20 protein-coding genes are annotated in these 20968 nt (G+C 63.0%); 6 read left to right on the top strand and 14 right to left on the bottom strand.

Annotation, left to right across the window (positions count from 1 at the left end):
* Positions 1-313: 313 nt before the first annotated feature.
* The gene (gene rpsU, locus V9K84_RS24160; protein ID WP_002551877.1) at positions 314-529 is read right to left on the bottom strand and encodes a 30S ribosomal protein S21; all 216 of its coding nucleotides are present in this window, start codon (positions 527-529) and stop codon (positions 314-316) included.
* A 202-nt stretch (positions 530-731) separates the two neighbouring features.
* On the opposite strand from rpsU, the gene tsaD reads away from it, so the two are divergent.
* Positions 732-1757, top strand: coding sequence for a tRNA (adenosine(37)-N6)-threonylcarbamoyltransferase complex transferase subunit TsaD (gene tsaD / locus V9K84_RS24165; RefSeq protein ID WP_054915962.1), 1026 nt, complete (start codon positions 732-734; stop codon positions 1755-1757).
* A 26-nt stretch (positions 1758-1783) separates the two neighbouring features.
* Here tsaD and plsY read toward each other — a convergent pair whose 3' ends face one another.
* Entirely contained in the window at positions 1784-2353 is a 570-nt protein-coding gene (plsY, locus tag V9K84_RS24170; protein WP_043863745.1) for a glycerol-3-phosphate 1-O-acyltransferase PlsY, read from the bottom strand.
* Positions 2354-2427: 74 nt separating this feature from the next.
* On the opposite strand from plsY, the gene folB reads away from it, so the two are divergent.
* Positions 2428-2781 (top strand): dihydroneopterin aldolase, encoded by a 354-nt coding sequence (gene folB, locus V9K84_RS24175; RefSeq protein WP_043863746.1) that lies wholly within the window; start codon positions 2428-2430, stop codon positions 2779-2781.
* Entirely contained in the window at positions 2772-3281 is a 510-nt protein-coding gene (folK, locus tag V9K84_RS24180) for a 2-amino-4-hydroxy-6-hydroxymethyldihydropteridine diphosphokinase (protein ID WP_043863747.1), read from the top strand. The genes folB and folK overlap by 10 nt, the downstream gene beginning before the upstream one ends.
* A gap of 48 nt (positions 3282-3329) precedes the next feature.
* Here folK and V9K84_RS24185 read toward each other — a convergent pair whose 3' ends face one another.
* The 11 genes from V9K84_RS24185 to V9K84_RS24235 form a co-directional block, all read right to left on the bottom strand.
* Positions 3330-4559 (bottom strand): multifunctional CCA addition/repair protein, encoded by a 1230-nt coding sequence (locus tag V9K84_RS24185; RefSeq protein WP_088514298.1) that lies wholly within the window; start codon positions 4557-4559, stop codon positions 3330-3332.
* A 64-nt stretch (positions 4560-4623) separates the two neighbouring features.
* A complete protein-coding gene (locus V9K84_RS24190) occupies positions 4624-6186 on the bottom strand; it encodes a SpoVR family protein (RefSeq protein ID WP_043863749.1) in 1563 nt (520 codons plus the stop codon).
* Positions 6183-7454 (bottom strand): YeaH/YhbH family protein, encoded by a 1272-nt coding sequence (locus V9K84_RS24195; protein ID WP_043863750.1) that lies wholly within the window; start codon positions 7452-7454, stop codon positions 6183-6185. The genes V9K84_RS24190 and V9K84_RS24195 overlap by 4 nt, the downstream gene beginning before the upstream one ends.
* Positions 7455-7577: 123 nt before the next feature.
* Positions 7578-9500: a PrkA family serine protein kinase gene (locus tag V9K84_RS24200; protein WP_043863751.1), complete on the bottom strand. Its 1923-nt coding sequence runs from the start codon at positions 9498-9500 to the stop codon at positions 7578-7580.
* 281 nt (positions 9501-9781) lie between these two features.
* A complete protein-coding gene (gene glpE / locus V9K84_RS24205) occupies positions 9782-10111 on the bottom strand; it encodes a thiosulfate sulfurtransferase GlpE (RefSeq protein WP_088514299.1) in 330 nt (109 codons plus the stop codon).
* A gap of 11 nt (positions 10112-10122) precedes the next feature.
* Positions 10123-10998, bottom strand: a complete 876-nt coding sequence (locus V9K84_RS24210) for a symmetrical bis(5'-nucleosyl)-tetraphosphatase (RefSeq protein ID WP_088514300.1) — start codon at positions 10996-10998, stop codon at positions 10123-10125.
* Positions 10998-11378, bottom strand: coding sequence for a Co2+/Mg2+ efflux protein ApaG (gene apaG, locus V9K84_RS24215; RefSeq protein ID WP_043863754.1), 381 nt, complete (start codon positions 11376-11378; stop codon positions 10998-11000). The genes V9K84_RS24210 and apaG overlap by 1 nt, the downstream gene beginning before the upstream one ends.
* A gap of 105 nt (positions 11379-11483) precedes the next feature.
* Positions 11484-12284, bottom strand: coding sequence for a 16S rRNA (adenine(1518)-N(6)/adenine(1519)-N(6))-dimethyltransferase RsmA (gene rsmA, locus V9K84_RS24220; RefSeq protein ID WP_088514301.1), 801 nt, complete (start codon positions 12282-12284; stop codon positions 11484-11486).
* A complete protein-coding gene (gene pdxA, locus V9K84_RS24225; protein WP_088514302.1) occupies positions 12281-13270 on the bottom strand; it encodes a 4-hydroxythreonine-4-phosphate dehydrogenase PdxA in 990 nt (329 codons plus the stop codon). Before pdxA ends, rsmA begins: the two co-directional genes overlap by 4 nt.
* Positions 13267-14583 (bottom strand): peptidylprolyl isomerase, encoded by a 1317-nt coding sequence (locus tag V9K84_RS24230; RefSeq protein ID WP_088514312.1) that lies wholly within the window; start codon positions 14581-14583, stop codon positions 13267-13269. The genes pdxA and V9K84_RS24230 overlap by 4 nt, the downstream gene beginning before the upstream one ends.
* The gene (locus V9K84_RS24235; RefSeq protein ID WP_088514303.1) at positions 14564-17344 is read right to left on the bottom strand and encodes an LPS-assembly protein LptD; all 2781 of its coding nucleotides are present in this window, start codon (positions 17342-17344) and stop codon (positions 14564-14566) included. The genes V9K84_RS24230 and V9K84_RS24235 overlap by 20 nt, the downstream gene beginning before the upstream one ends.
* 130 nt (positions 17345-17474) lie before the next feature.
* Here V9K84_RS24235 and V9K84_RS24240 point away from each other — a divergent pair, with 130 nt between their 5' ends.
* From V9K84_RS24240 to V9K84_RS24250, 3 genes are read left to right on the top strand one after another with little or no spacing between them, the layout of a single operon-like run.
* Positions 17475-18500 carry a phosphotransferase gene (locus V9K84_RS24240; protein ID WP_058541836.1) on the top strand — a complete coding sequence of 342 codons (1026 nt, stop codon included), beginning with the start codon at positions 17475-17477 and terminating at the stop codon, positions 18498-18500.
* A complete protein-coding gene (gene murU / locus V9K84_RS24245; protein ID WP_088514304.1) occupies positions 18497-19168 on the top strand; it encodes an N-acetylmuramate alpha-1-phosphate uridylyltransferase MurU in 672 nt (223 codons plus the stop codon). Before V9K84_RS24240 ends, murU begins: the two co-directional genes overlap by 4 nt.
* A gap of 1 nt (position 19169) precedes the next feature.
* Positions 19170-19934 (top strand): TerB family tellurite resistance protein, encoded by a 765-nt coding sequence (locus V9K84_RS24250; protein ID WP_043863761.1) that lies wholly within the window; start codon positions 19170-19172, stop codon positions 19932-19934.
* Here the strand turns inward: V9K84_RS24250 and V9K84_RS24255 are convergent.
* The gene (locus V9K84_RS24255) at positions 19931-20935 is read right to left on the bottom strand and encodes an alpha/beta hydrolase family protein (RefSeq protein WP_088514305.1); all 1005 of its coding nucleotides are present in this window, start codon (positions 20933-20935) and stop codon (positions 19931-19933) included. The two genes, V9K84_RS24250 and V9K84_RS24255, sit on opposite strands and share 4 nt — an antisense overlap.
* Positions 20936-20968: the final 33 nt, after the last annotated feature.

The raw sequence follows: 20968 nt of genomic DNA on the forward strand, positions 1-20968 counted from the left end.
TCGTCATCAGGCGACAATCAAGTGTAATCGCTAATGCTGCGGGAACAGCGACGCATTCGATGCAAGCTCGAATGACGTGACACAAAAAAGGAAAGGGGTGTGCTCGTCTGCAGCCGGTGAAGGCTCGTCAGGGGTGACGTGCACTGCTGGCGGTTAGGCCAGGTCTGACGTGTAAGGCAGGCTTGCCCTTGCTGCATAGCAGTTTGGGCATCTCAGGCGCTCGACCCGAAGGTCCAGGCCAGAGGAAACAGCATCAACTGCCGACAGCCCGGCTTGCACCGGGCATGGCAGAAGCTGGCGACGAACGTCTGTATCAGTACAGACGAACGGCGCGGCGCTGTTCGCGCTGAACTTTCTTGGCGTGGCGTTTGACAGCGGCTGCTGCCTTGCGCTTACGCTCGGAAGTTGGCTTCTCGTAAAATTCGCGGCTACGAACTTCAGCCAGTACACCGGCTTTTTCGCAGGAGCGCTTGAAACGACGCAGAGCTACGTCGAAGGGTTCGTTCTCTTTAACTTTGACGGCTGGCATCCAGAGCTACCTTCATTCATTACCGGGGGTCAACGAACTCGTGGCAAATATGTGCACTGGAGAACGTCGGTTTTTAAGGGTTGCGGATGTTAACCCTTAGCTGGCCTGAATGCAAAGCCTCTGATCGAAAACCGCTGGTCGGCACCGGGAGCGAGGACTATCATGCGCGCCTTCGAATTCAGCCCCAACAAGGCGCAAACCCATGCTAGTACTGGGATTGGAAACATCCTGCGACGAAACTGGTGTCGCATTATACGACAGCGAACGCGGCCTGCTGGCCGATGCACTGTTCAGTCAGATCGACCTGCACCGCGCGTATGGCGGGGTTGTGCCGGAGCTGGCCTCGCGTGATCACGTCAAGCGCATGCTGCCGTTGATCCGCCAGGTGCTGGCCGAGGCCGACTGCGTGGCCACCGAGATCGACGCCATCGCCTACACGGCAGGCCCTGGCCTGGTCGGGGCGCTGCTGGTGGGTGCTTCGTGCGCCCAGGCGCTGGCCTTTGCCTGGGGCATCCCGGCCCTGGGCGTGCACCACATGGAGGGCCACCTGCTGGCACCGATGCTCGAGGCGCAACCGCCGGAGTTTCCGTTCGTCGCCTTGCTGGTGTCGGGCGGCCATACGCAGTTGGTACGTGTGGATGGCATCGGCCAGTACGAACTGCTTGGCGAGTCCCTCGACGATGCGGCCGGCGAAGCGTTTGACAAGACGGCCAAGATGATGGGCCTGAACTATCCCGGTGGCCCGGAGATCGCGCGCCTGGCGCTGCAGGGCGTGCCGGGTCGGTTCGTGTTCCCGCGGCCGATGACCGATCGTCCGGGCCTGGATTTCAGCTTCAGCGGCCTGAAGACCTTTGCCCTGAACACCTGGCAGCAGTGCCAGCGTACCGGGGACGACACCGAGCAGACCCGTTGCGACATCGCTCTGGCGTTCCAGCAGGCGGTGGTGGAGACTTTGACCATCAAGTGCAAGCGCGCCCTCAAGCAGGCCGGGCTCAAGCGCCTGGTGATCGCAGGTGGGGTGAGTGCCAACAAGGCCCTGCGTGCCTCGCTGGAGGAGATGCTGGCCGGGCTCAAGGGCAATGTGTACTACGCGCGACCCGAGTTCTGCACCGACAACGGCGCGATGATCGCCTATGCCGGGTGCCAGCGTCTGGCGGCCGGGCAGCGGGAAACCCTGGCGATCAGCGTGCAGGCACGCTGGCCGATGGAGCAGTTGCAGGGGCTGTGAGCATGAGCGCCGCTCATGTGAACGCCTCAGAAATGCCGTTCGCGCCCGGCAAAAAGGTCGCGTAGATTGCCGCGATGGCGCCATACGATGAGCACGGTCAGCACGCTCATCGGCAGCAGCGCCTCGGGTTCGCGCCAGGCCAGCAGGGGCAGGGCCAGGGGCGTTGCGATCAAGGCGGCCAGCGAGCTGGTGCGGGTCAGGTAGAAGGTCAGCAGCCATGCGCTGATGGCCAGCAGGGCGGCCGGGGGGTAGAGCCCCAGCAGCACGCCGGCGGCAGTGGCCACTCCCTTGCCGCCGCGAAAGCGGAAGTACAGCGGAAACAGGTGGCCGACCACCGCGCACAGGCCTATCCAGGCCTGCTGCTGCTCGTTGAGGCCGACCAGGCTGGCGATCAGCACGGGCAACAGGCCCTTGCACAGGTCGCCAAGCAGGGTCAGGATCGCCAGCTTGCGGCCTGCCAGACGCAGCATGTTGGTGGCGCCGGCATTGCCTGAGCCGCAGGCACGCGGGTCGGGGCTGCCGCTCAGGCGGCTGAGAACGATGGCGAAGGACAGCGAGCCGAGCAGGTAGGCGAGCGACGCCAGTAACCAAAACATGCTAACTATTCCGGGCGAGGACGCCCTGATTCTAGCGGCGCAAGGCGCCCTTGTCGTGCTGTGGAGAGAAGTGCTTGGACAGAGTGTTCATCGAAGGGCTGGAAGTCGACACCGTGATCGGCGCCTATGACTGGGAACGCGGTATTCGCCAGTGCCTGCGCCTGGACCTGCGGTTCGCCTGGGACAATCGCCCGGCGGCGGCCGGCGACGACCTGAGCCTGGCCCTGGACTATGCCAGCGTCACGGCACGTATCCAGGCATTTGCCGAACAGGCCAGCTATGAGCTGGTCGAGACGTTCGCCGAACGCCTGGCCAAGGTGCTGATGGACGAGTTCCAGATTCCCTGGCTGCAACTGAAGCTGACCAAGCCTGGCGCCATCGCGGCGGCAAGCGGGGTGGGCGTGGAGATCGAGCGCGGATGTCTCTGACCCCGGTATACCTAGGCCTTGGCAGCAACATCGAGCGCGAGCGGCACCTCGGCGCCGGGCTCGATGCGCTGGCTGCGATGCTCAGGGACATGCGCTGCTCGACGGTGTTCGAAAGCCAGGCGGTGGGCATCAAGAGCGGGCCGTTTTTCAATCTGGTGGTCACCGGCCTGACCGACCTGCCATTGCTTGAACTGGACCGTCGCCTGAAGTTCATCGAGGCCGACAACGGCCGTTATGCTCCGGATCGCAAGGGGCTGCCGCTGGATATCGACGTGCTGATGTATGGTGACCTGCACGGCAGTTTCGACGGCCTGGTGTTGCCAAGGGCCGAAATTCTCAAGAATGCGTTCGTCTTGTGGCCATTGTCGTTGATCGCGCCGGAACTGGTGCACCCTGGAGCAGGCAAGAGCATGGCCCAGTTGTGGCAGCAGGCGCAGATCGACCAGGTACTCGAACCGGTGCCATTCACCTGGAATGGCAAGGCGCTGCCGCTGGACTGACGGTCAGGGGCGGCAATCAGGAATCGCCGCCCTTGCCGGCCTAACGATTCAGGGTTTGGCGCTTTCCTTGTAGGCCTTGAGCGCATTCAGCCGCTCGCGCTTGATCGCCTCGCCCAGGCCCTGGCCGGTGAAGCCCTTCTCTACCAGTGGCTGCACCGCCACTGCCCGCGCGGCGTCTGCTGCGCCACGCAGGTAGGCGGCCTGTGGATAATCACGCTCCTCCAACCCCAGTCGCCCGCGCGCGTCCATCTCGCACGCGGCGATGAACTCTTCAAAGCGTTGCGGGCGCCGGTACACGTCGAAGCGCTGCAGCAACTCCAGCAAGGTCGATGCCTTCAGCTCCAGGGCCCGGTGGCCATGGGTATGGTACTCGCCCACCAGCAAGGCCAGTTCCTGGCAGTCGCGCGGTACCTTGAAGCGCTGGTTGACCGCCTTGATCGCCTTCAACCCGCGGTGCTCATGGGCGATATGCCGCGGCCATTCGTCTTCGGGGGTCAGGCCTTTGCCCAGGTCATGCAGCAGGCAGGCCCAGCGTACCGTCAGCGGCTGGTTGTGACGGGCCGCCTGCTCCAGCACCGACAGGGTATGCACGCCGGTGTCGATTTCAGGATGATGCGCCGCAGGTTGCGGAACGCCGAACAGCACGTCGAGTTCGGGCATCAACTGCTTCAGCGCCCCGCAATCACGCAGCACCTGAATGAACACCTGGGGTTGCTCTTCCATCAGGGCGCGGGCGATTTCCTTCCAGCTGCGCTCGGCGGTAAGGGCCTGCAGTTCACCCGACTCGCTCAGCTCGCGCATCAGTGCGAGGGTTTCGGGGGCTACCTGGAAACCCAGCCCGGCATAGCGCGCAGCGAAACGCGCTACGCGCAGCACACGCAGGGGATCTTCGGCGAACGCGGGGGAAACGTGGCGTAAAATCCGGTCTTGGAGATCCTGCTGGCCCTTGTACGGGTCGGTGATCCGGCCCTGTTCGTCCTCGGCCATTGCATTGATGGTCAGGTCGCGCCGCACCAGGTCTTCTTCCAGTGTGACCTCGGGGCTGGCATGGAAGGTGAAGCCGCCATAGCCGCGCCCGCTTTTGCGCTCCGTACGCGCCAGTGCATATTCTTCACCGCTGTGAGGGTGAAGGAAGACGGGGAAGTCGGCCCCCACCGGACGGTAGCCCTGGGCCTGCATCTGCTCGACCGTCGCACCCACCACCACCCAGTCGATATCGGTGACCGGCCTGCCCAGCAGGCGGTCGCGCACGGCACCACCGACTTTATAGATCTGCATGAAAAAACCTCCGTTGAGGCCACAGGATACCCTGTCTGGCCACAACGGAGGTTGGCGCGGGCGGCTACAGGTGGACGACAGCCAGGTCCAGCCGTCCGTAGTCACCTTCGCCGTGTTCGCCCTTTGGGGGGACGTGGTGGGTCTTCATCACCTGGTCGCCTTGCAGGGTCTCCAGATGGATGTCGAAGCCCCACAGGCGGTGCAGGTGCTTGAGCACCTCGTCGGTGGAGTCGCCCAGCGGTTTGCGGTCATGTTGCTGGTGACGCAGCGTCAGCGAGCGGTCGCCACGCCGGTCTATGCTCCAGATCTGCACGTTGGGTTCGCGGTTGCCCAGGTTGTATTGCGCGGCCAGGATCTCGCGGATGGTGCGGTAGCCTGCTTCGTCGTGGATGGCCGGTACCAGCAGGTCGTCCTTCTGGTCGTCGTCCAGGATGCTGAACAGCTTGAGGTCGCGAATCACCGTGGGCGACAGGTACTGCAGGATGAAGCTCTCGTCCTTGAAGCTGCTCATGGCGAACTTGATGGTCGACAGCCAGTCGCTGCCGGCAATCTCGGGGAACCAGCGGCGGTCTTCCTCAGTGGGGTGCTCGCACATGCGCCGGATGTCGCGGTACATGGCAAAACCCAGGGCATAGGGGTTGATGCCGCTGTAATAGGGGCTGTCGAAGCCTGGCTGGAACACCACGCTGGTGTGCGACTGCAGAAACTCCATCATGAAGCCCTCGGTCACGAGGCCCTCGTCGTACAGGTCGTTCATCAGGGTGTAGTGCCAGAAGGTCGCCCAGCCTTCGTTCATCACCTGGGTCTGGCGTTGCGGGTAGAAGTACTGTGCGATCTTGCGCACGATGCGCACGATCTCGCGTTGCCAGGGTTCGAGCAGCGGGGCGTGCTTCTCGATGAAGTACAGGATGTTTTCCTGCGGTTCGGCCGGGAAGCGCGCGTTGTCTTTCTCGTTGTACTTGTCGGTGCCTTTGGGAATGGTGCGCCACAGGTCGTTGATCTGCTTTTGCAGGTGTTCTTCGCGGTCCTTCTGGCGGCGACGCTCTTCTTCGGCGGAGATCGGGTAGGGCCGCTTGTAGCGGTCGACGCCGTAGTTCATCAGGGCATGGCAGGAGTCCAGCAGGTCTTCCACCGCGTCGATGCCGTGGCGCTCCTCGCACTGGGTGATGTACTGCTTGGCGAACACCAGGTAGTCGATGATCGAGCTGGCGTCGGTCCAGGTGCGGAACAGGTAGTTGCCCTTGAAGAAGCTGTTGTGCCCGTAGCACGCGTGCGCTACCACCAGCGCCTGCATGCAGATGGTGTTCTCCTCCATCAGGTAGGCGATGCAGGGGTCGGAATTGATCACGATTTCGTAGGCCAGGCCCATCTGGCCGCGACTGTACGATTTTTCTGTGCTCAGGAAATGCTTGCCGTATGACCAGTGGTGATAGCCCAGCGGCATGCCGACCGACGCATAGGCGTCCATCATCTGCTCGGCGGTAATCACCTCGATCTGGTTGGGGTAGGTGTCCAGGGCGTAGCGCTCGGCCAGGCGACTGATTTCGCGGTCGTATGCCTGGATCAGCTCGAACGTCCACTCGGACCCGGTGGAAAGGGGTTGGCGCTTCTGCTCTCTGGCGGTCATGTGGCTAACCTGCGCTGGAAGAGTTCACGGAAGACCGGGTAGATATCGCCGGCCGACACCAGCTGCTGCTGGGCGAAGGTATCGGCGAAGGCTTCGCCGATGCGTTCGTATTCGAACCACAAGGCCTGGTGCTCGCGAGGGGTGATCTCGACGTAAGTGTAGTACTGCACGAACGGCATGATCTGCTTGGTGAGGATCTCGCGGCAGATGGGCGAGTCGTCGTTCCAGTTGTCACCGTCCGAAGCCTGGGCCGCGTAGATGTTCCATTCGCTGGCCTGATAGCGCTCGGCCATGATTTCCTGCATCAGTTTCAGGGCGCTGGAGACGATGGTGCCGCCCGTCTCGCGGGAATAGAAGAACTCTTCCTCATCCACTTCGCGCGCGCTGGTGTGATGGCGGATGAACACCACCTCGATCTTGTCGTAGTTTCGCTTCAGGAACAGGTAAAGCAGGATGAAGAAGCGCTTGGCGATGTCCTTCGTGGCCTGGGTCATGGAGCCGGACACGTCCATCAGACAGAACATCACGGCCTTGGAACTGGGGTTGGGCTGCTTGACCAGCAGGTTGTACTTGAGGTCGAAGGTGTCGAGAAAGGGAACGCGGTGGATACGTGCACTCAGACGTTCTATTTCCCCTTCGATTTCCTGGATATCGCCGAAGTTGTCTGGCTCTTCACGCTTCAGACGTGCCAGTTCTTCCTGGGCGGCGCGCAGTTTGGCGCGGCTGCTGCCCGACAGCGCAATGCGCCGCGCATGGGCAGAGCGCAGGGTGCGGATGATATTGATGCGCGAGGGGTTGCCTTCATTGCTGATGCCCGCGCGCACGGTCTTGAAGGTGTCGGTGCCGGTCAGGTGACGCTTGACCAGGTTGGGCAGCTCGAGGTCTTCGAACATGAACTCGAGGAACTCTTCCTGGGTGATCTGGAAGACGAACTCGTCCATGCCTTCGCCGGAATTGCCGGCCTTGCCCTTGCCGCCGCCTCCACCGCCGCCCTGCGGACGCGCGATATGTTCGCCGGCGGTGAATTCCTTGTTGCCCGGGTGTACGACGGTCTGCTTGCCGCCGCGTCCATGGTGCAGTACCGGTTCGTCGATATCCCTGCCAGGAATGCTGATCTGCTCGCCATGCTCCATGTCGGTGATGGAGCGACGGCTCACGGCCTCTTCGACGGCCTTCTTGATGTGGTCACGGTAACGCCGCAGAAAGCGCTGGCGGTTGACCGTGCTCTTGTTCTTGCCGTTCAGGCGTCGGTCGATCACATAGCTCATAGGCCCCTCCGGGAGTAGGCAGTAGCTGCAAGCTTCAAGCTTCTAGCTTCAAGATGGGCAGCGCTGTCGCTGCAGGCCCGGCGTATACTCCGGGCTTGCAGTTGACAGCCTGACGCTTGCCGCTTATTGCGATTTCCTGACCCGCAGGTACCACTCCGAGAGCAGCCGGACCTGTTTGTCCGTGTAGCCGCGTTCGACCATTCGCGTAACGAAGTCGTTGTGCTTCTGCTGGTCCTCCTTGCTCGCCTTGGCGTTGAAGCTGATGACCGGCAGCAGGTCTTCGGTGTTGGAGAACATTTTCTTCTCGATCACCACCCGCAGTTTTTCGTAGCTCAGCCAGGTCGGGTTCTTGCCGTTGTTGTTGGCCCGCGCGCGCAGCACGAAGTTGACGATCTCGTTGCGGAAATCCTTCGGATTGCTGATGCCAGCCGGTTTCTCGATCTTCTCCAGCTCCTCGTTGAGGGCGATGCGGTTGAGGATCTCGCCGGTTTCGGGGTCGCGGTACTCCTGGTCCTGAATCCAGAAGTCGGCGTACAGCACATAACGGTCGAAGATGTTCTGCCCGTATTCGCTGTAGGACTCCAGGTAGGCGGTCTGGATTTCCTTGCCGATGAACTCGATGTAGCGCGGTGCCAGGTATTCCTTGAGGTAGCGCAGGTAGCGCTCGCGCACCTCGGCCGGGAACTGTTCCTGTTCGATCTGCTGCTCCAGCACGTACAGCAGGTGCACCGGGTTGGCCGCGATTTCATGGGGGTCGAAGTTGAACACCTTGGACAGGATCTTGAAGGCGAAGCGGGTCGACAGACCGTTCATGCCTTCGTCGACACCGGCCGAGTCGCGGTACTCCTGGATCGACTTGGCCTTCGGATCGGTGTCCTTGAGGTTCTCGCCGTCATACACGCGCATCTTGGAGTAGATGTTCGAGTTCTCCGGCTCCTTGAGGCGCGACAGCACCGTGAACTGGGCCAGCATCTTCAGGGTGTCGGGTGCGCAGTGGGCCTTGGCCAGGGAGCTGTTGAACAGCAGCTTGTCGTAGATCTTGATCTCGTCGCTCACGCGCAGGCAGTACGGCACCTTGACGATGTAGATCCGGTCGATGAACGCCTCGTTGTTCTTGTTGTTGCGAAAGCTGTGCCATTCCGATTCGTTGGAGTGGGCCAGCAGAATCCCAGAGTAGGGGATGGCGCCGAGGCCCTCGGTGCTGTTGTAGTTGCCCTCCTGGGTGGCGGTGAGCAGCGGGTGCAGGACCTTGATTGGTGCCTTGAACATCTCGACGAATTCCATCAGGCCCTGGTTGGCCCGGCACAGTGCGCCCGAATAGCTGTAGGCGTCGGCGTCGTTCTGCGGGAATTCCTCGAGCTTGCGGATATCGACCTTGCCCACCAGCGCCGAGATGTCCTGGTTGTTCTCGTCGCCCGGCTCGGTCTTGGCCACGGCGATCTGGTTGAGGATCGAGGGGTAGAGCTTGACCACCTTGAACTGGCTGATGTCGCCGCCGAACTCGGCCAGGCGCTTGGTCGCCCAGGGCGACATGATGGTGTTCAGGTAGCGGCGCGGGATGCCGAAGTCCTCTTCGAGGATGGCGCCGTCCTCGGTGGCGTTGAACAGCCCCAGCGGGGACTCGAACACCGGCGAGCCCTTGATGGCGTAGAAGGGCACCTTTTCCATCAGTTGCTTGAGTTTTTCAGCCAGGGACGACTTGCCGCCACCCACCGGGCCGAGCAGGTAGAGGATCTGTTTCTTTTCCTCCAGGCCCTGTGCGGCATGGCGGAAGTAGGAAACGATCTGGTCGATGCATTCTTCCATGCCATGGAAGTCTTCGAAGGCGGGGTAGCGCCGGATCACCTTGTTGGAGAAGATCCGCGACAGCCGCGAGTTGTTCGACGTGTCGACCAGTTCCGGCTCACCAATAGCCATCAACAGGCGTTCGGCCGCCGACGCATAGGCACTACGGTCCTGCTTGCAGAGCTCAAGATACTCCTGCAGCGAGAGCTCTTCCTGACGGGTGGACTCGAAACGTTGTTGGAAGTGGCTAAAAATACTCATGACGTCACCTCGCTCGATACGTGGAGCCGACGTCGGATCGATCAGTTGATGCTGGCATGCAGACGGCACTGCCGCCTGCTGTATACCCCCCAGAACACCCTTGGAACCTTACCGATGACCCGCACGCCGGTGTACCGGCTCTCCCCTTTTTGGATGGCCTGGGCTTAAGGATAGTTGGTAATCGGCGAGGTCAAGGGCGGTTGGGCGATTAGTTCGCCACGACCGTTCGTCTGGTCTGGCGCGAGCCCGCGCAGGGCGCGGGCTGCAGGCCAACAAAAAAATTATTCGGCAGAGCCCTGGGCGGTTTCTGCCGGGAAGGTGGCGCGCCACAGCTCGAAGCCGCCGTCGAGGCTGTAGACGTCGGAAAAACCCTGGCTGACCAGATACGCGGCCGCGCTCTGGCTGGAGTTGCCGTGGTAGCAGACCACCACGGTAGGGGCGTCGAGGTCGGCGCCGCGGATGAAATCGGCGACCGACTGGTTGTCCAGGTGGCGGGCGCCGGTGATGTGGCCGTTGGCAAAGGTGGGCTGGTCGCGGATATCGACCACCACGGCGCCTTGCTCACGCAGCGCCTGAGCCTGCTCTGGAGGGATACGTTTGAATTCGCTCATGGGCGGGTCCTTCAGGATTGATCGGCTATTCTAGCCGGTTGCACGGGGCTGGCCAGCGGGCGTACGGTGCCTTCTTCGGTGCAATCGCAGCGGTGGTACTGGCCGGTATCGACATTGAACAGGGTCATCGCACCGCCCCACACGCAGCCGGTATCCAGTGCGTACACGCCTGGCTCGGTGCAGCGGCCCTCGAGGGCTGCCCAGTGACCAAAGATGATCTTCACGTGACGCGAGCGACGGCCCTTGTGGGCGAACCACGGTTTGTAGCCGGGTGGGGCGGTGTCGGCGCCTTCCTTGCCCTTGAGGTCCAGTTTGCCCTCGGCGGTGCAGAAGCGCATGCGGGTGAAATAATTGGTGATGACCCGCAGGCGTTCAACCCCGCCCAGGTTCTTGCTCCACTTGTTCGGCTCGTTGCCGTACATGCCGTCCAGATAGAGCTTGAGCCGATTGTCATCGCGTAGCACTTCTTCGACCTCGCCAGCCAGCTCCAGCGCCTTGCCCAGGGTCCACTGCGGTGGAATGCCGGCATGCACCATCGCCACGCCGCGCTGCTCGTCGTAATGCAGCAGCTTTTGTCGGCGCAGCCAGTCGAGCAGTTCGTCGGCATCCGGGGCGTCGAGAATCTCGCGCAGGGTGTCGCTTTTCTTCAGGCGCTCGATGTTGTGCCAGGCGGCCAGCAGGTGCAGGTCGTGGTTGCCCAGCACGCACACCAGCGAGTCGCGCATGGCGTACAGATAGCGCAGGGTTTCCAGCGACTCGGGGCCGCGGTTGACCAGGTCGCCGACCAGCCACAGGCGGTCGACCGACGGGTTGAAGTTCACCCGCTCGAGCAGGCATTTGAGCGGTTGCAGGCAGCCCTGGAGATCGCCGACGGCATACACCGCCATCAGTGCAGCGACCCGGGTACGGCCAGGCGGAACGCCTTGATCGGGGCCTCGAAACGGATGCCATCCTCGGCGAACATCTGATAGCTGCCTTCCATGGTGCCCACCTGGGTGCTGAGCACGGCACCACTGCTATAGGTGTGGCTCTGGCCAGGCTCGATCAGCGGCTGCTGGCCAATCACCCCGGCGCCCTTGACCTCTTCCACCTGGCCATCGCCATTGGTGATGAGCCAGTGACGCGACATCAGCTTGGCCGCCACCGAACCGTTGTTGTGCACGGTAATGGTGTAGGCAAAGGCAAAGCGGTCGTTTTCGGGATCGGAATGTTCTTTGAGGAAGCGGGTGACGACGTCGACGTCGACCTGATAGCGGGGATCGGACATTCAAGAGGGCCTTGGCAACAGACGCGAATACGGCAATGGCATCAGTCTAGGCTATCGGCGGGGTTGCCGGCCAGTCATGCGGGCATGACCGGCCGTTATCAGGTGTTACTGCGGCTGTTCGGCCAGCTTGTCGGCCAGGCGCACGAAGGCGGCCAGGTCCAGTTGCTCGGGGCGCAGGCTGCCATCGACACCGGCGGCGGCGATCTCGTCGCTGCTGAGCAGGGCCTTCAAGGTGTTGCGCAGTGTCTTGCGGCGCTGGTTGAACGCTTCGCGCACGATGCGCTCGAGCAGGCGATGGTCCTTTGCCGGGTGCGGCAGGGTGGTGTGGGGCACCAGGCGCACGATGGCCGAATCGACCTTGGGCGGTGGGTTGAACGCCCCCGGGCCGACGTTGAACAGGTGTTCCACGCGGCAGTGGTACTGCACCATGATCGACAGGCGGCCCCAGTCGCCACCGCCCGGGCCGGCGGCCAGGCGCTCGACCACTTCCTTCTGCAGCATGAAGTGCATGTCGCGGATCAGCTCGGCGTTGGCCAGCAGGTGAAAGATCAGTGGGGTAGAAATGTTGTATGGCAGGTTGCCGACTACCCGCAGGCTGCGCGGCGCGGCGCCCAGGCTGGTGAAGTCGAACTTGAGCGCATCGCCCTGGTGCAGGCGGAAGTTGTCACGGTCGGCGAACTGCTGGTTGAGGATCGGTACCAGGTCCTTGTCCAGCTCCACCACATCCAGCTGGCCGCCGCTGTTGAGCAGGCCCTGGGTCAGGGCGCCCTGGCCCGGACCGATTTCCAGCAGGCGCTCACCTGCCTTGGCGCTGATCGAGCGCAGGATGCGGTCGATGACGCCGGCGTCGTGCAGAAAGTTCTGGCCGAAGCGCTTGCGCGCCTTGTGTTGGTATTGCTCGGTCATAAATGGGTCTCGGCCATCTGGTAGGCGGTTTCCAGTGCGACCTGCAGGCTGCCGGTGTCGATCCTGCCGGTGCCGGCAAGGTCCAGGGCGGTGCCGTGGTCCACCGATGTGCGAATGATCGGCAGGCCCAGGGTAACGTTCAAGGCGGCGCCGAAGCCCTTGTACTTGAGCACGGGCAGGCCCTGGTCGTGGTACATCGCCAGCACTGCGTCGCAGTGCTCCAGATATTTGGGGGTAAACAGGGTGTCGGCAGGCAACGGGCCGCGCAGGTCCATGCCTTCGCTGCGCAGGCGCGCCAATGTCGGTTCGATGATGTCTATTTCTTCGCTGCCCAGGTGGCCGCCTTCACCCGCATGCGGGTTGAGCCCGCACACCAGGATGCGTGGCTGGGCGATGCCGAACTTGCTCTGCAGGTCGGCATGCAGGATCCGCGTGACCCGCTCCAGGCGTTCGGCGGTGATGGCGTCGGCCACTGCGCGCAGCGGCAGGTGCGTGGTCACCAGGGCCACGCGCAGCCCGCGGGTGGCAAGCATCATCACCACTTGCGCGGTGTGGGTGAGCTCGGCGAGGAATTCGGTATGCCCGGAAAACGCAATGCCGCTTTCGTTGATCACGCCCTTGTGCACGGGCGCGGTGATCATCCCGGCAAAGTGCCCGTCAAGGCAGCCCTGGCCCGCACGGGTCAGGGTTTGCAGTACGAAGGCGGCGTTGCGTTTGTCCAGCTGCCCGGCGACTACCCGGCTTGCCAGCGGCGTGTCCCACACGTACAGGCTGCCCGCAGGGGCAGGCGCATCCGGGAAGGCGTCGGGGCTGACAGGCAGCAGCGTGACGGTCACGCCCAGTTGCGCGGCCCGCTCGACGAGCAGGTCACGACTGGTAATGGCGATCAGGGGGTGGGGCTGGGCATGCTCGGCGAGCAGCAGGCACAGGTCTGGTCCTATGCCGGCCGGCTCGCCGGGTGTCAGGGCGAAGCGCTGGTGTTTCACTGGGCTGCCTGGTCGGCGCCAGGAAGCTTGATTTCAACATAGGCTTCGTCGCGGATCTGACGCAGCCAGCTTTGCAGCTCTTCGTCGTACTTGCGGTTGCGCAGCACGTTCATGGCTTGCTGCTCGCGTGCCTGTTCGGTGCTGTCGGTGGAGCGACGACCCAGGACTTCCAGTACGTGCCAGCCGTATTGGGTCTGGAACGGCTTGGACAGCTGACCCTGAGGGGTGCTGGCCATGACTTCGCGGAACTCGGGTACCAGTGCGTTCGGATCGACCCAGTTGAGGTCGCCGCCATTGAGCGCCGAACCCGGATCTTCGGAGAAGCTCCTCGCCAGCTCGGCGAAATCTTCGCCGGCGCTGATGCGTTCATAGAGCTTTTCCGCCAGTTGCTGGGTGGCGGCTTCGCTGCGCACTTCGCTTGGCTTGATCAGGATGTGGCGAACATGCACTTCGTCGCGCAGCTGTGTCTGGCCGCCGCGCTTTTCCTGCAGCTTCAGGATGATGAAGCCACCCGGTGTGCGTACAGGCTCGGTCACGTCACCCACAGCCATGGTGCTGAGCAGGCGATCGAAAGGAGGGGGCAGCTGGGCGGCCTTGCGCCAGCCCATCTCGCCACCTTCCAGTGCGTTCTCGCTGGCCGAACGGGCAGTCGCCAGCTGGGCGAAGTCGGCGCCTTGCTTGAGCTGCTGGTAGATCGCGGCCGCTTGCTGGCCAGCCGCCTGGATAGCCGCCGAGTTGGCGCTTTCCGGGGTCGGGATCAGGATGTTGGCCAGGCGGAACTCTTCGGACAACTGCATCTTGCCCAGGTCCGAGGCGAGGAAGTTCTTCACTTCCTGTTCCGAAACCTGGATGCGTTCGGCTACCCGGCGCTGGCGCACGCGGCTGATGATCATCTCGCGACGGACCTGCTCGCGGGCGTCATCGAACGACAGGCCGTCATGGGCCAGGGCCGCACGGAACTGGCTCATGTTCATGCCGTTGCGCTGGGCAATGGTGTCCATGGCCTGGTTGAGCTCTTCGTCGGTGATGCGGATGCCGGAACGATCGCCAATCTGCAGTTGCAGGTTTTCCACGATCAGGCGCTCCAGCACCTGCTGGTCGAGCACGCCGGGCGGAGGTGTGGCGCCGCCGCGCTTGGCGATGGTCTGTTCAACCTCGCGCACGCGCTGGTCCAGCTGGCTTTGCATGACCACGTCGTTGTCGACGATGGCCACCACCTTGTCCAGGGTCTGCACCGCGGCGTGCGCGGTGCTGCTCAGTAATACAGCGCCCAGCATCAGCGGGCGCAGACAATCAATAAGCTTGGTCTTCACGTGCACGGTAACCTTGAATGCCTTCGTCGAGGAAAGTTTCGACCTTTTTACCCACTACACCACCGAGGCCTTTCAGCACGATCTGCAGGAAGATCCCATGGTCGCCTTTTTCGTTGGAGGGTGCGTCCTGGCTGTATTCGTCGTAATCGATCCAGTAGCGGTTGATCAGACGCAGCTTCCAGCAGCAGTTGTCGTACTCGAAACCGCCCATGGCTTCCAGGGTGCGGTTGCGGTTGTAGTCGTGCTGCCAACGGGCGATTGCAGTCCACTGCGGAACGATCGGCCACATGACGGAGAAGTCATGTTGCTGGATCTTGTAGTAGTCCTTCACGTAGCCAGGTTGTCCCGGGGTGCCGTAGTCGCCACCACCCACCAGCCAGCGACCGGTGCTCTGATCGTAGCGAACCCCGTCGTTGCGATAGCGATAACCCAGGTTGACGATCTTGTTGACGTTGTCTTCCGGCTGGTAGTGGAACATGGCGCTGCCGGAACGCGTACTGCGGGTATCCGGGTCCCAGTTGAAGTCGGAGTTCACGCGCCAGTCGCGGTTGAAGCGGAACTGATATTCCAGCGCGTAGGGCGAGACGTCGGATTGCGCGTCGTTGCGCGTGCGGTAATCGATACGTGGCAACTGAACCTTGCGATCCTTGAAGTACAGCGCCTGGCCAACGCTCAAACGTTGACGTTCGAAACCGTTGTCTTCGATCCAGCGGTTTGTCAAACCCAACGACAGTTTGTTTTCGTCGCCGATTCGGTCTGTACCACTGAAGCGGTTTTCGCGGAACAAGGTTGCATAGCTGAAAGTCGATTCGCCGGTATCGAAAACCGGAATGTCCGTCTGGTCCTTGTATGGGACGTACAGGTAGAACAGGCGCGGTTCCAGTGTCTGGCGGTAGTCCTTGCCGAACCACTGCGTGTCGCGGTCGAAGTACAGACCGCTGTCGACGCTGAAAATGGGCACGCTTCGATCTTGTGAACTATTGAATTGTTCATCTGCTGCAAGTGTCTGTTTGCCGCGTTGGTCCAGATCCAGCTGGTAATTGGTGTAGACATATGTCAGCGAAGGTCTGACGTAGCCATAAGAGGCGTTCAGCGGCAAGCTCATGCTAGGAGCGAGATTGATCCGGTCGCCGTTGGCACGCGCCAGGCCGGATACTCGGGTGTCATACCACGGCGCGGAGCGGTCGTCCTTGTCTACGAAGTTACCCTCGCGCAAGTCACGATCGAAACGCACGAACTCGGTACTGTAGGCAAAGTCCAGGCCCCCGGGATGGTAGGGTAGCCTGCCGCCAAAAGTAACCTGGGGCAGACGGCCATACGGAGTGATCTGGCTGATAGTCGCCAGTTTGTAGTCCTGCATATTCAACCGCGCAGTGTAACTGTCGCCACGATAGGTCAACGCACCCTGCTGGTTGATATAGTCGGTACTTTCTACGCCGAGCTGATCCGTTTCCAGGTCCTGGAAGTAGTAGGGATCGCTGATGTTGGTGTAATCGACCTCGGTCATCAGGCGCTCGTCCAGGCCACCCTTGTGCTGCCAGTTGATCATCCAGCGCTTTTCTTTGTAGTCGGACTGGCGCTTGCGCTCGTCCTCCTCGTCATTCAGCCACGCACCACCGAACTGCCCTTCGCTGGACTTGGTCAGGTAGCGGAACTCGCCTTCCATCAACAGGCCGCGCTTGGCCATGTAGCGTGGATACAAGGTGGCGTCGTAGTTCGGTGCCAGGTTGAAGTAGTACGGCGTGACCAGCATGAAGCCGGTGTCGCTGCTGGTACTGAACGATGGCGGCAGGAAGCCGGACTGGCGCCGGTCATCGATCGGGAAGTAGATGTACGGGGTGTAGAACACCGGTACATCCTTGACCCGCAAGGTGACGTTGGTCGCGGTACCGAAACCGGTGGCCGGGTTCAGCGTGATGTTGTTGCCCTTGAGCTGCCAGGCGTTGCTGTTCGGCTCGCAGGTGGTGTAGGTACCGTCCTTGAGGCGAATGATCGCGTTTTCGGCACGCTTGGCGTACAGCGCGTTACCTCGGATACGCGACTTGTGCATCACGTACTCGGCGTTGTCGACCTTGGCTTCACCGGTGTCGAGCTGGATGTCGGCGTGATCGCCAACCACCAGCGAACCGTTGTCGCGGATCTTCACGTTGCCGCTCAGTTCGCCACGGTTCTCGGCCTGATACAGATTGGCCTCGTCGGCCTCGACCTGCATGCTGCCCTGGCGCATCACCACGTCACCGGCGAGGGTGGCGATCTGCTGCTCCTGCTGGTAGCGCGATACCTTGGCACCGATGAAGGTCGGCGACTCGTCCTTGGGCGTGGTGTCATCCATGCCCGGACGGGTTGGCTCGATGTAGGCACCGGAGCAATACGGGCCGGCTTCGGCGAGCTGGGCAGGGGTCAGCTGATCGCGTGGTACCCAGTCCAGATGGCTGTAGTCGGCGCTGCGTGCCTTCAGGCCGCGCCCCTTGGTTTCGGTGACGAGTGCTGGGCCCTTGCCCGCCGCTTCGGCACTGCCGTCAGCGCTCTGGGCAGGCGTTTCGCCGGTCGAGCTGACCGCCGCACCGTCATGCACAGGGCGTGGTGGCAGGTTCGCGGTGCTGGTCTTGGGCTTGCAGTCCCAACCTCCGGCAGCGGAAACTTGGCAGTCGAACTGCTCGGCAGCCACCACGTACGACGTGGCCAGGGGTTGCATCGCCAGCAGACCGCCGGTGACGAGCAACGGGAATTTTTTACGAAACGCGGGGGATTTCAATGCCATCTTATTAGTCCGGGCTTCCTGCGTGCCATCTGCCCGCGTGTGGGGCCGCACGCCTCTCGATGGTCTGAAAAAGATGCTGGATAATAAAGCATGACCCGCTTGACGGCTAGGGCCGTCGGAGACCCATGTAATGCCCGAACATGATGTACGCCTGCAACACCTGAATGTATGGCTGGCCGAACAGCTGGCAAATCTTTTCCATAAACAGGGCTGGGGTCCGGTTCCAGCGGGCTGCCTGACCGCTGCCAGCAGCGACGCGAGCTTTCGCCGCTACTTCCGCTGGGCCGCCGAAGGACGCAGTTTTATTGTGATGGATGCCCCGCCGCCGCAGGAAAACTGCCGGCCTTTTGTGGAAATTGCTCATTTATTGGCCAGCGCCGAGGTCAATGTGCCGCAAATTCACGCTCAGGATCTCGAGCGCGGCTTCCTGCTGCTGAGTGATCTGGGCAACCACACCTACCTCGATGTGATCACCAGCGACAACGCCGATGGCCTGTTCGACGATGCCATCCAGGCGCTGCTGGCCTTCCAGCAACTGCCGATGCAGGCGCCGTTGCCCAGTTATGACGTGGCCCTGCTGCGCCGCGAGCTGGAGCTGTTCCCAGAGTGGTACGTGGGCCGTGAACTGGGCCTGCAGATGAATAATGAGCAGCAGGCGGCCTGGCAACGCATCAGCACCCTGCTGATCGACAGCGCCCTGGCCCAGCCCAAGGTGCTGGTGCACCGTGACTACATGCCGCGCAACCTGATGCAGAGTGTGCCCAACCCGGGCGTGCTGGATTTCCAGGATGCGGTGTACGGCCCGGTGACCTACGACATCACCTGTCTGTTCAAGGACGCCTTCCTCAGTTGGCCGCAGGCACGGGTGGAGGGCTGGCTCAAGGACTACTGGCAGCGGGCGCAGGCTCTGGGCGTACCGGTGCAGGCCGATTTCGAGGACTTCCAGCGTGCCAGCGACCTGATGGGCGTGCAGCGCCACCTCAAGGTGATCGGCATCTTCGCGCGCATCTGCCACCGTGACGGCAAGCCGCGCTACCTGGCCGATGTGCCGCGGTTCTTTGCTTATATAGATGAAGTGATCGCCCGCCGCCCTGAGCTGGCCGAGCTGGATGAACTGATCGACAGCCTGCAGGCCGCAGGCGGGGCGCGCGCATGAAGGCGATGATTCTGGCCGCAGGCAAGGGCGAGCGCATGCGCCCGCTGACCCTGCATACACCCAAGCCGCTGGTGCCGGTGGCCGGCGTGCCGTTGATCGAGTATCACCTGCGCGCCCTGGCGAGGGCGGGCTTCACCGAGGTGGTGATCAATCATGCCTGGCTGGGGCAGCAGATCGAAGAGCACCTGGGCGATGGCGCGCAACTGGGCCTGAGCATCCGCTATTCCGCCGAAGGCGAACCACTGGAAACCGGTGGCGGGATCTACAAGGCGCTGCCGCTGCTTGGCGACGCGCCTTTTGCGCTGATCAACGGCGACATCTGGACCGAGTACGACTTCAGCCGCCTGCCTGTGTCTCTGTCCGGGCTGGCGCACCTGGTGCTGGTGGACAACCCGGGCCATCACGGCAAAGGTGACTTCCGCCTGCAGGCCGGGCAGGTCAAGGATGCCGACGCGGTTTCGCCGACCTTGACCTACAGCGGGATCGCCGTGCTGCACCCGGAACTGTTCGACGGTTGCCAGGCCGGCGCCTTCAAGCTGGCACCGCTGTTTCGCCAGGCGATGGCCAAGGGCCTGGTCAGTGGGGAGCATTTCACTGGCCAGTGGGTGGATGTGGGTACCCTCGAACGCCTTGCCGAAGTCGAGCGCCTGCTCGCCGAGCGCCGCTGACATGTTGTGGCCGAGCACAGTGATTGGTGCCGGAGCGGGTTTTGCCATCGCCAGCATTCCAGGGGCGTTGCTGGGGGCATTGCTCGGTCAGGCGATGGACCGCCGTCTGCAACTGCACAGTTGGGCGCACCTGCGCGAGCGTCTGGGCGGGCGCGCGGTGCTGCGCGACGACGAAGTGCTGTTCGTGCTGCTTGGGCGCCTGGCCAAGAGTGAAGGGCGGGTGGTCGACGGACATATCCAGCAGGCGCGTCAGGAAATGCAGCGCCTGGAGATGAGCGAACCGGCACGTCTGCGCGCGATTGCCGCATTCAACCGGGGCAAGAGCGGCAGCGAGCGCCTGCACCCGCACCTGCGTCGCCTCAAGCAGCAACCCCATGCTGCCGAAGGCTTGCTGCGTGCCTGCTGGCGCATGGTCTGGGCCGATGGCCGGGTAGGGCGTCACGAGCGCGAACTGCTGATGCAGTGGGGGCAGCAGCTGGGCTGGTCGACGACCCGGGTGCAGGCACTGGCCAGCGACTACGAGCCGCACCGGGCGGCCCTGGGCAATCAGGGTATCAGCTATCCCGAGGCCCTGCGCTTGCTGGGGGTGTTACCCGAGACCGAGCCTGTACAGGTCAAGCAGGCCTACCGGCGCCTGCTCAGCCGGCACCATCCGGACAAACTGGTGGGTAGCGGCGCGAGCCCGGCGCAGGTGCGCGACGCCACCGAGCGTACCCGTGACCTGCATCAGGCCTACGCGGTGGTACGCAAGCGGCGCGGCTTCTAGTCGACCGCTTGCGGGCTCAGCCAGCCGCGAATGCGGCGGAACAGTTGCTCCTGCTCGGCAGCCTGGTTGCCGGGCATGGCCGTCAGGGCGACCTGGTGGTAGCTGCTGTCCTTGAGTCGCTTGCTGGCCTGCAGGCGGTTCACGGCCGCCTGCCTGGCGCCGGCCTGGTTGGCATAGTAGAAGTCGGCGGTCGGCAGCTTGAGCGTGGCGGCCAGGCTGTCGAGGCTGTGTTCGACGCGGGCCGGGTTCTGCGCAGCGACCATCACCAGCTTTTGCACCTGCGGCGGTTGCCGTTCGCTGATGTAACGGGCTGACCAGTAGGCACCGCTGCCGCTGCCCAGCAGCACCACACCGCGTGCGTTCTGCTGCTGTGCGTAGGCGACGGCGGCATCCAGGCGGGCGAAGATGCGCTCGGCGTCGGCCTTTTCACTGGCCGCCGGATCGGTACTGGCGGGCGCTTCGGCGCTTTCGCTGTTTTCGGTTTCTGCTGCGGTGGCCTGGGCGATGTTGGCATTGGCATCGGCCGGCGTGGCCTTGGCCGGTGCGCCCTTCACGTCCTTGTCCGGTTGCGGGGGCGGTGCCGGGGTTTCCTTGCGGGCCACCGGGCTCTCGGCCAGCAGATCCGGCAGGCTCAGGCTCAGACTGGCCCATTTTGCATCGGGGAACTTGCGCCGCAGGGGGCCGACGGTGCGTGGCCAGTCGGCGCTCTCGCCGGCACCCGGGACGATGATCACCACGCCTTCGGGTGCCGGGGTGTTGGCAGGTTTCCACAGGGCCAGGAAGCTGTCGCTGCCGGCCTGCAGGGTTTGCTGCTCGTCCTTGGGCACTTGCCGCTCCAGGGCCTGGGCGTCTTCCTGGCTGCGCTCGGGCAGCGCCTGGCGCGTGGCCGGCGCGGCATCGGCGTCGGCGGCCGGCGTTTCCTGCGCCAGAACTTGTGCGGTACAAGGTAGTATCAAGGACAGGCATAGCGCCGAAAGCGCCGTGCGTTTGAGTACGAACATTGATCGATCCAGGCCAGAGTGATACCGGCAGCC

This window comes from Pseudomonas sp. AE27, from assembly GCF_037113495.1.
GTDB classification, from domain to species: Bacteria; Pseudomonadota; Gammaproteobacteria; order Pseudomonadales; family Pseudomonadaceae; genus Aquipseudomonas; species Aquipseudomonas palmensis.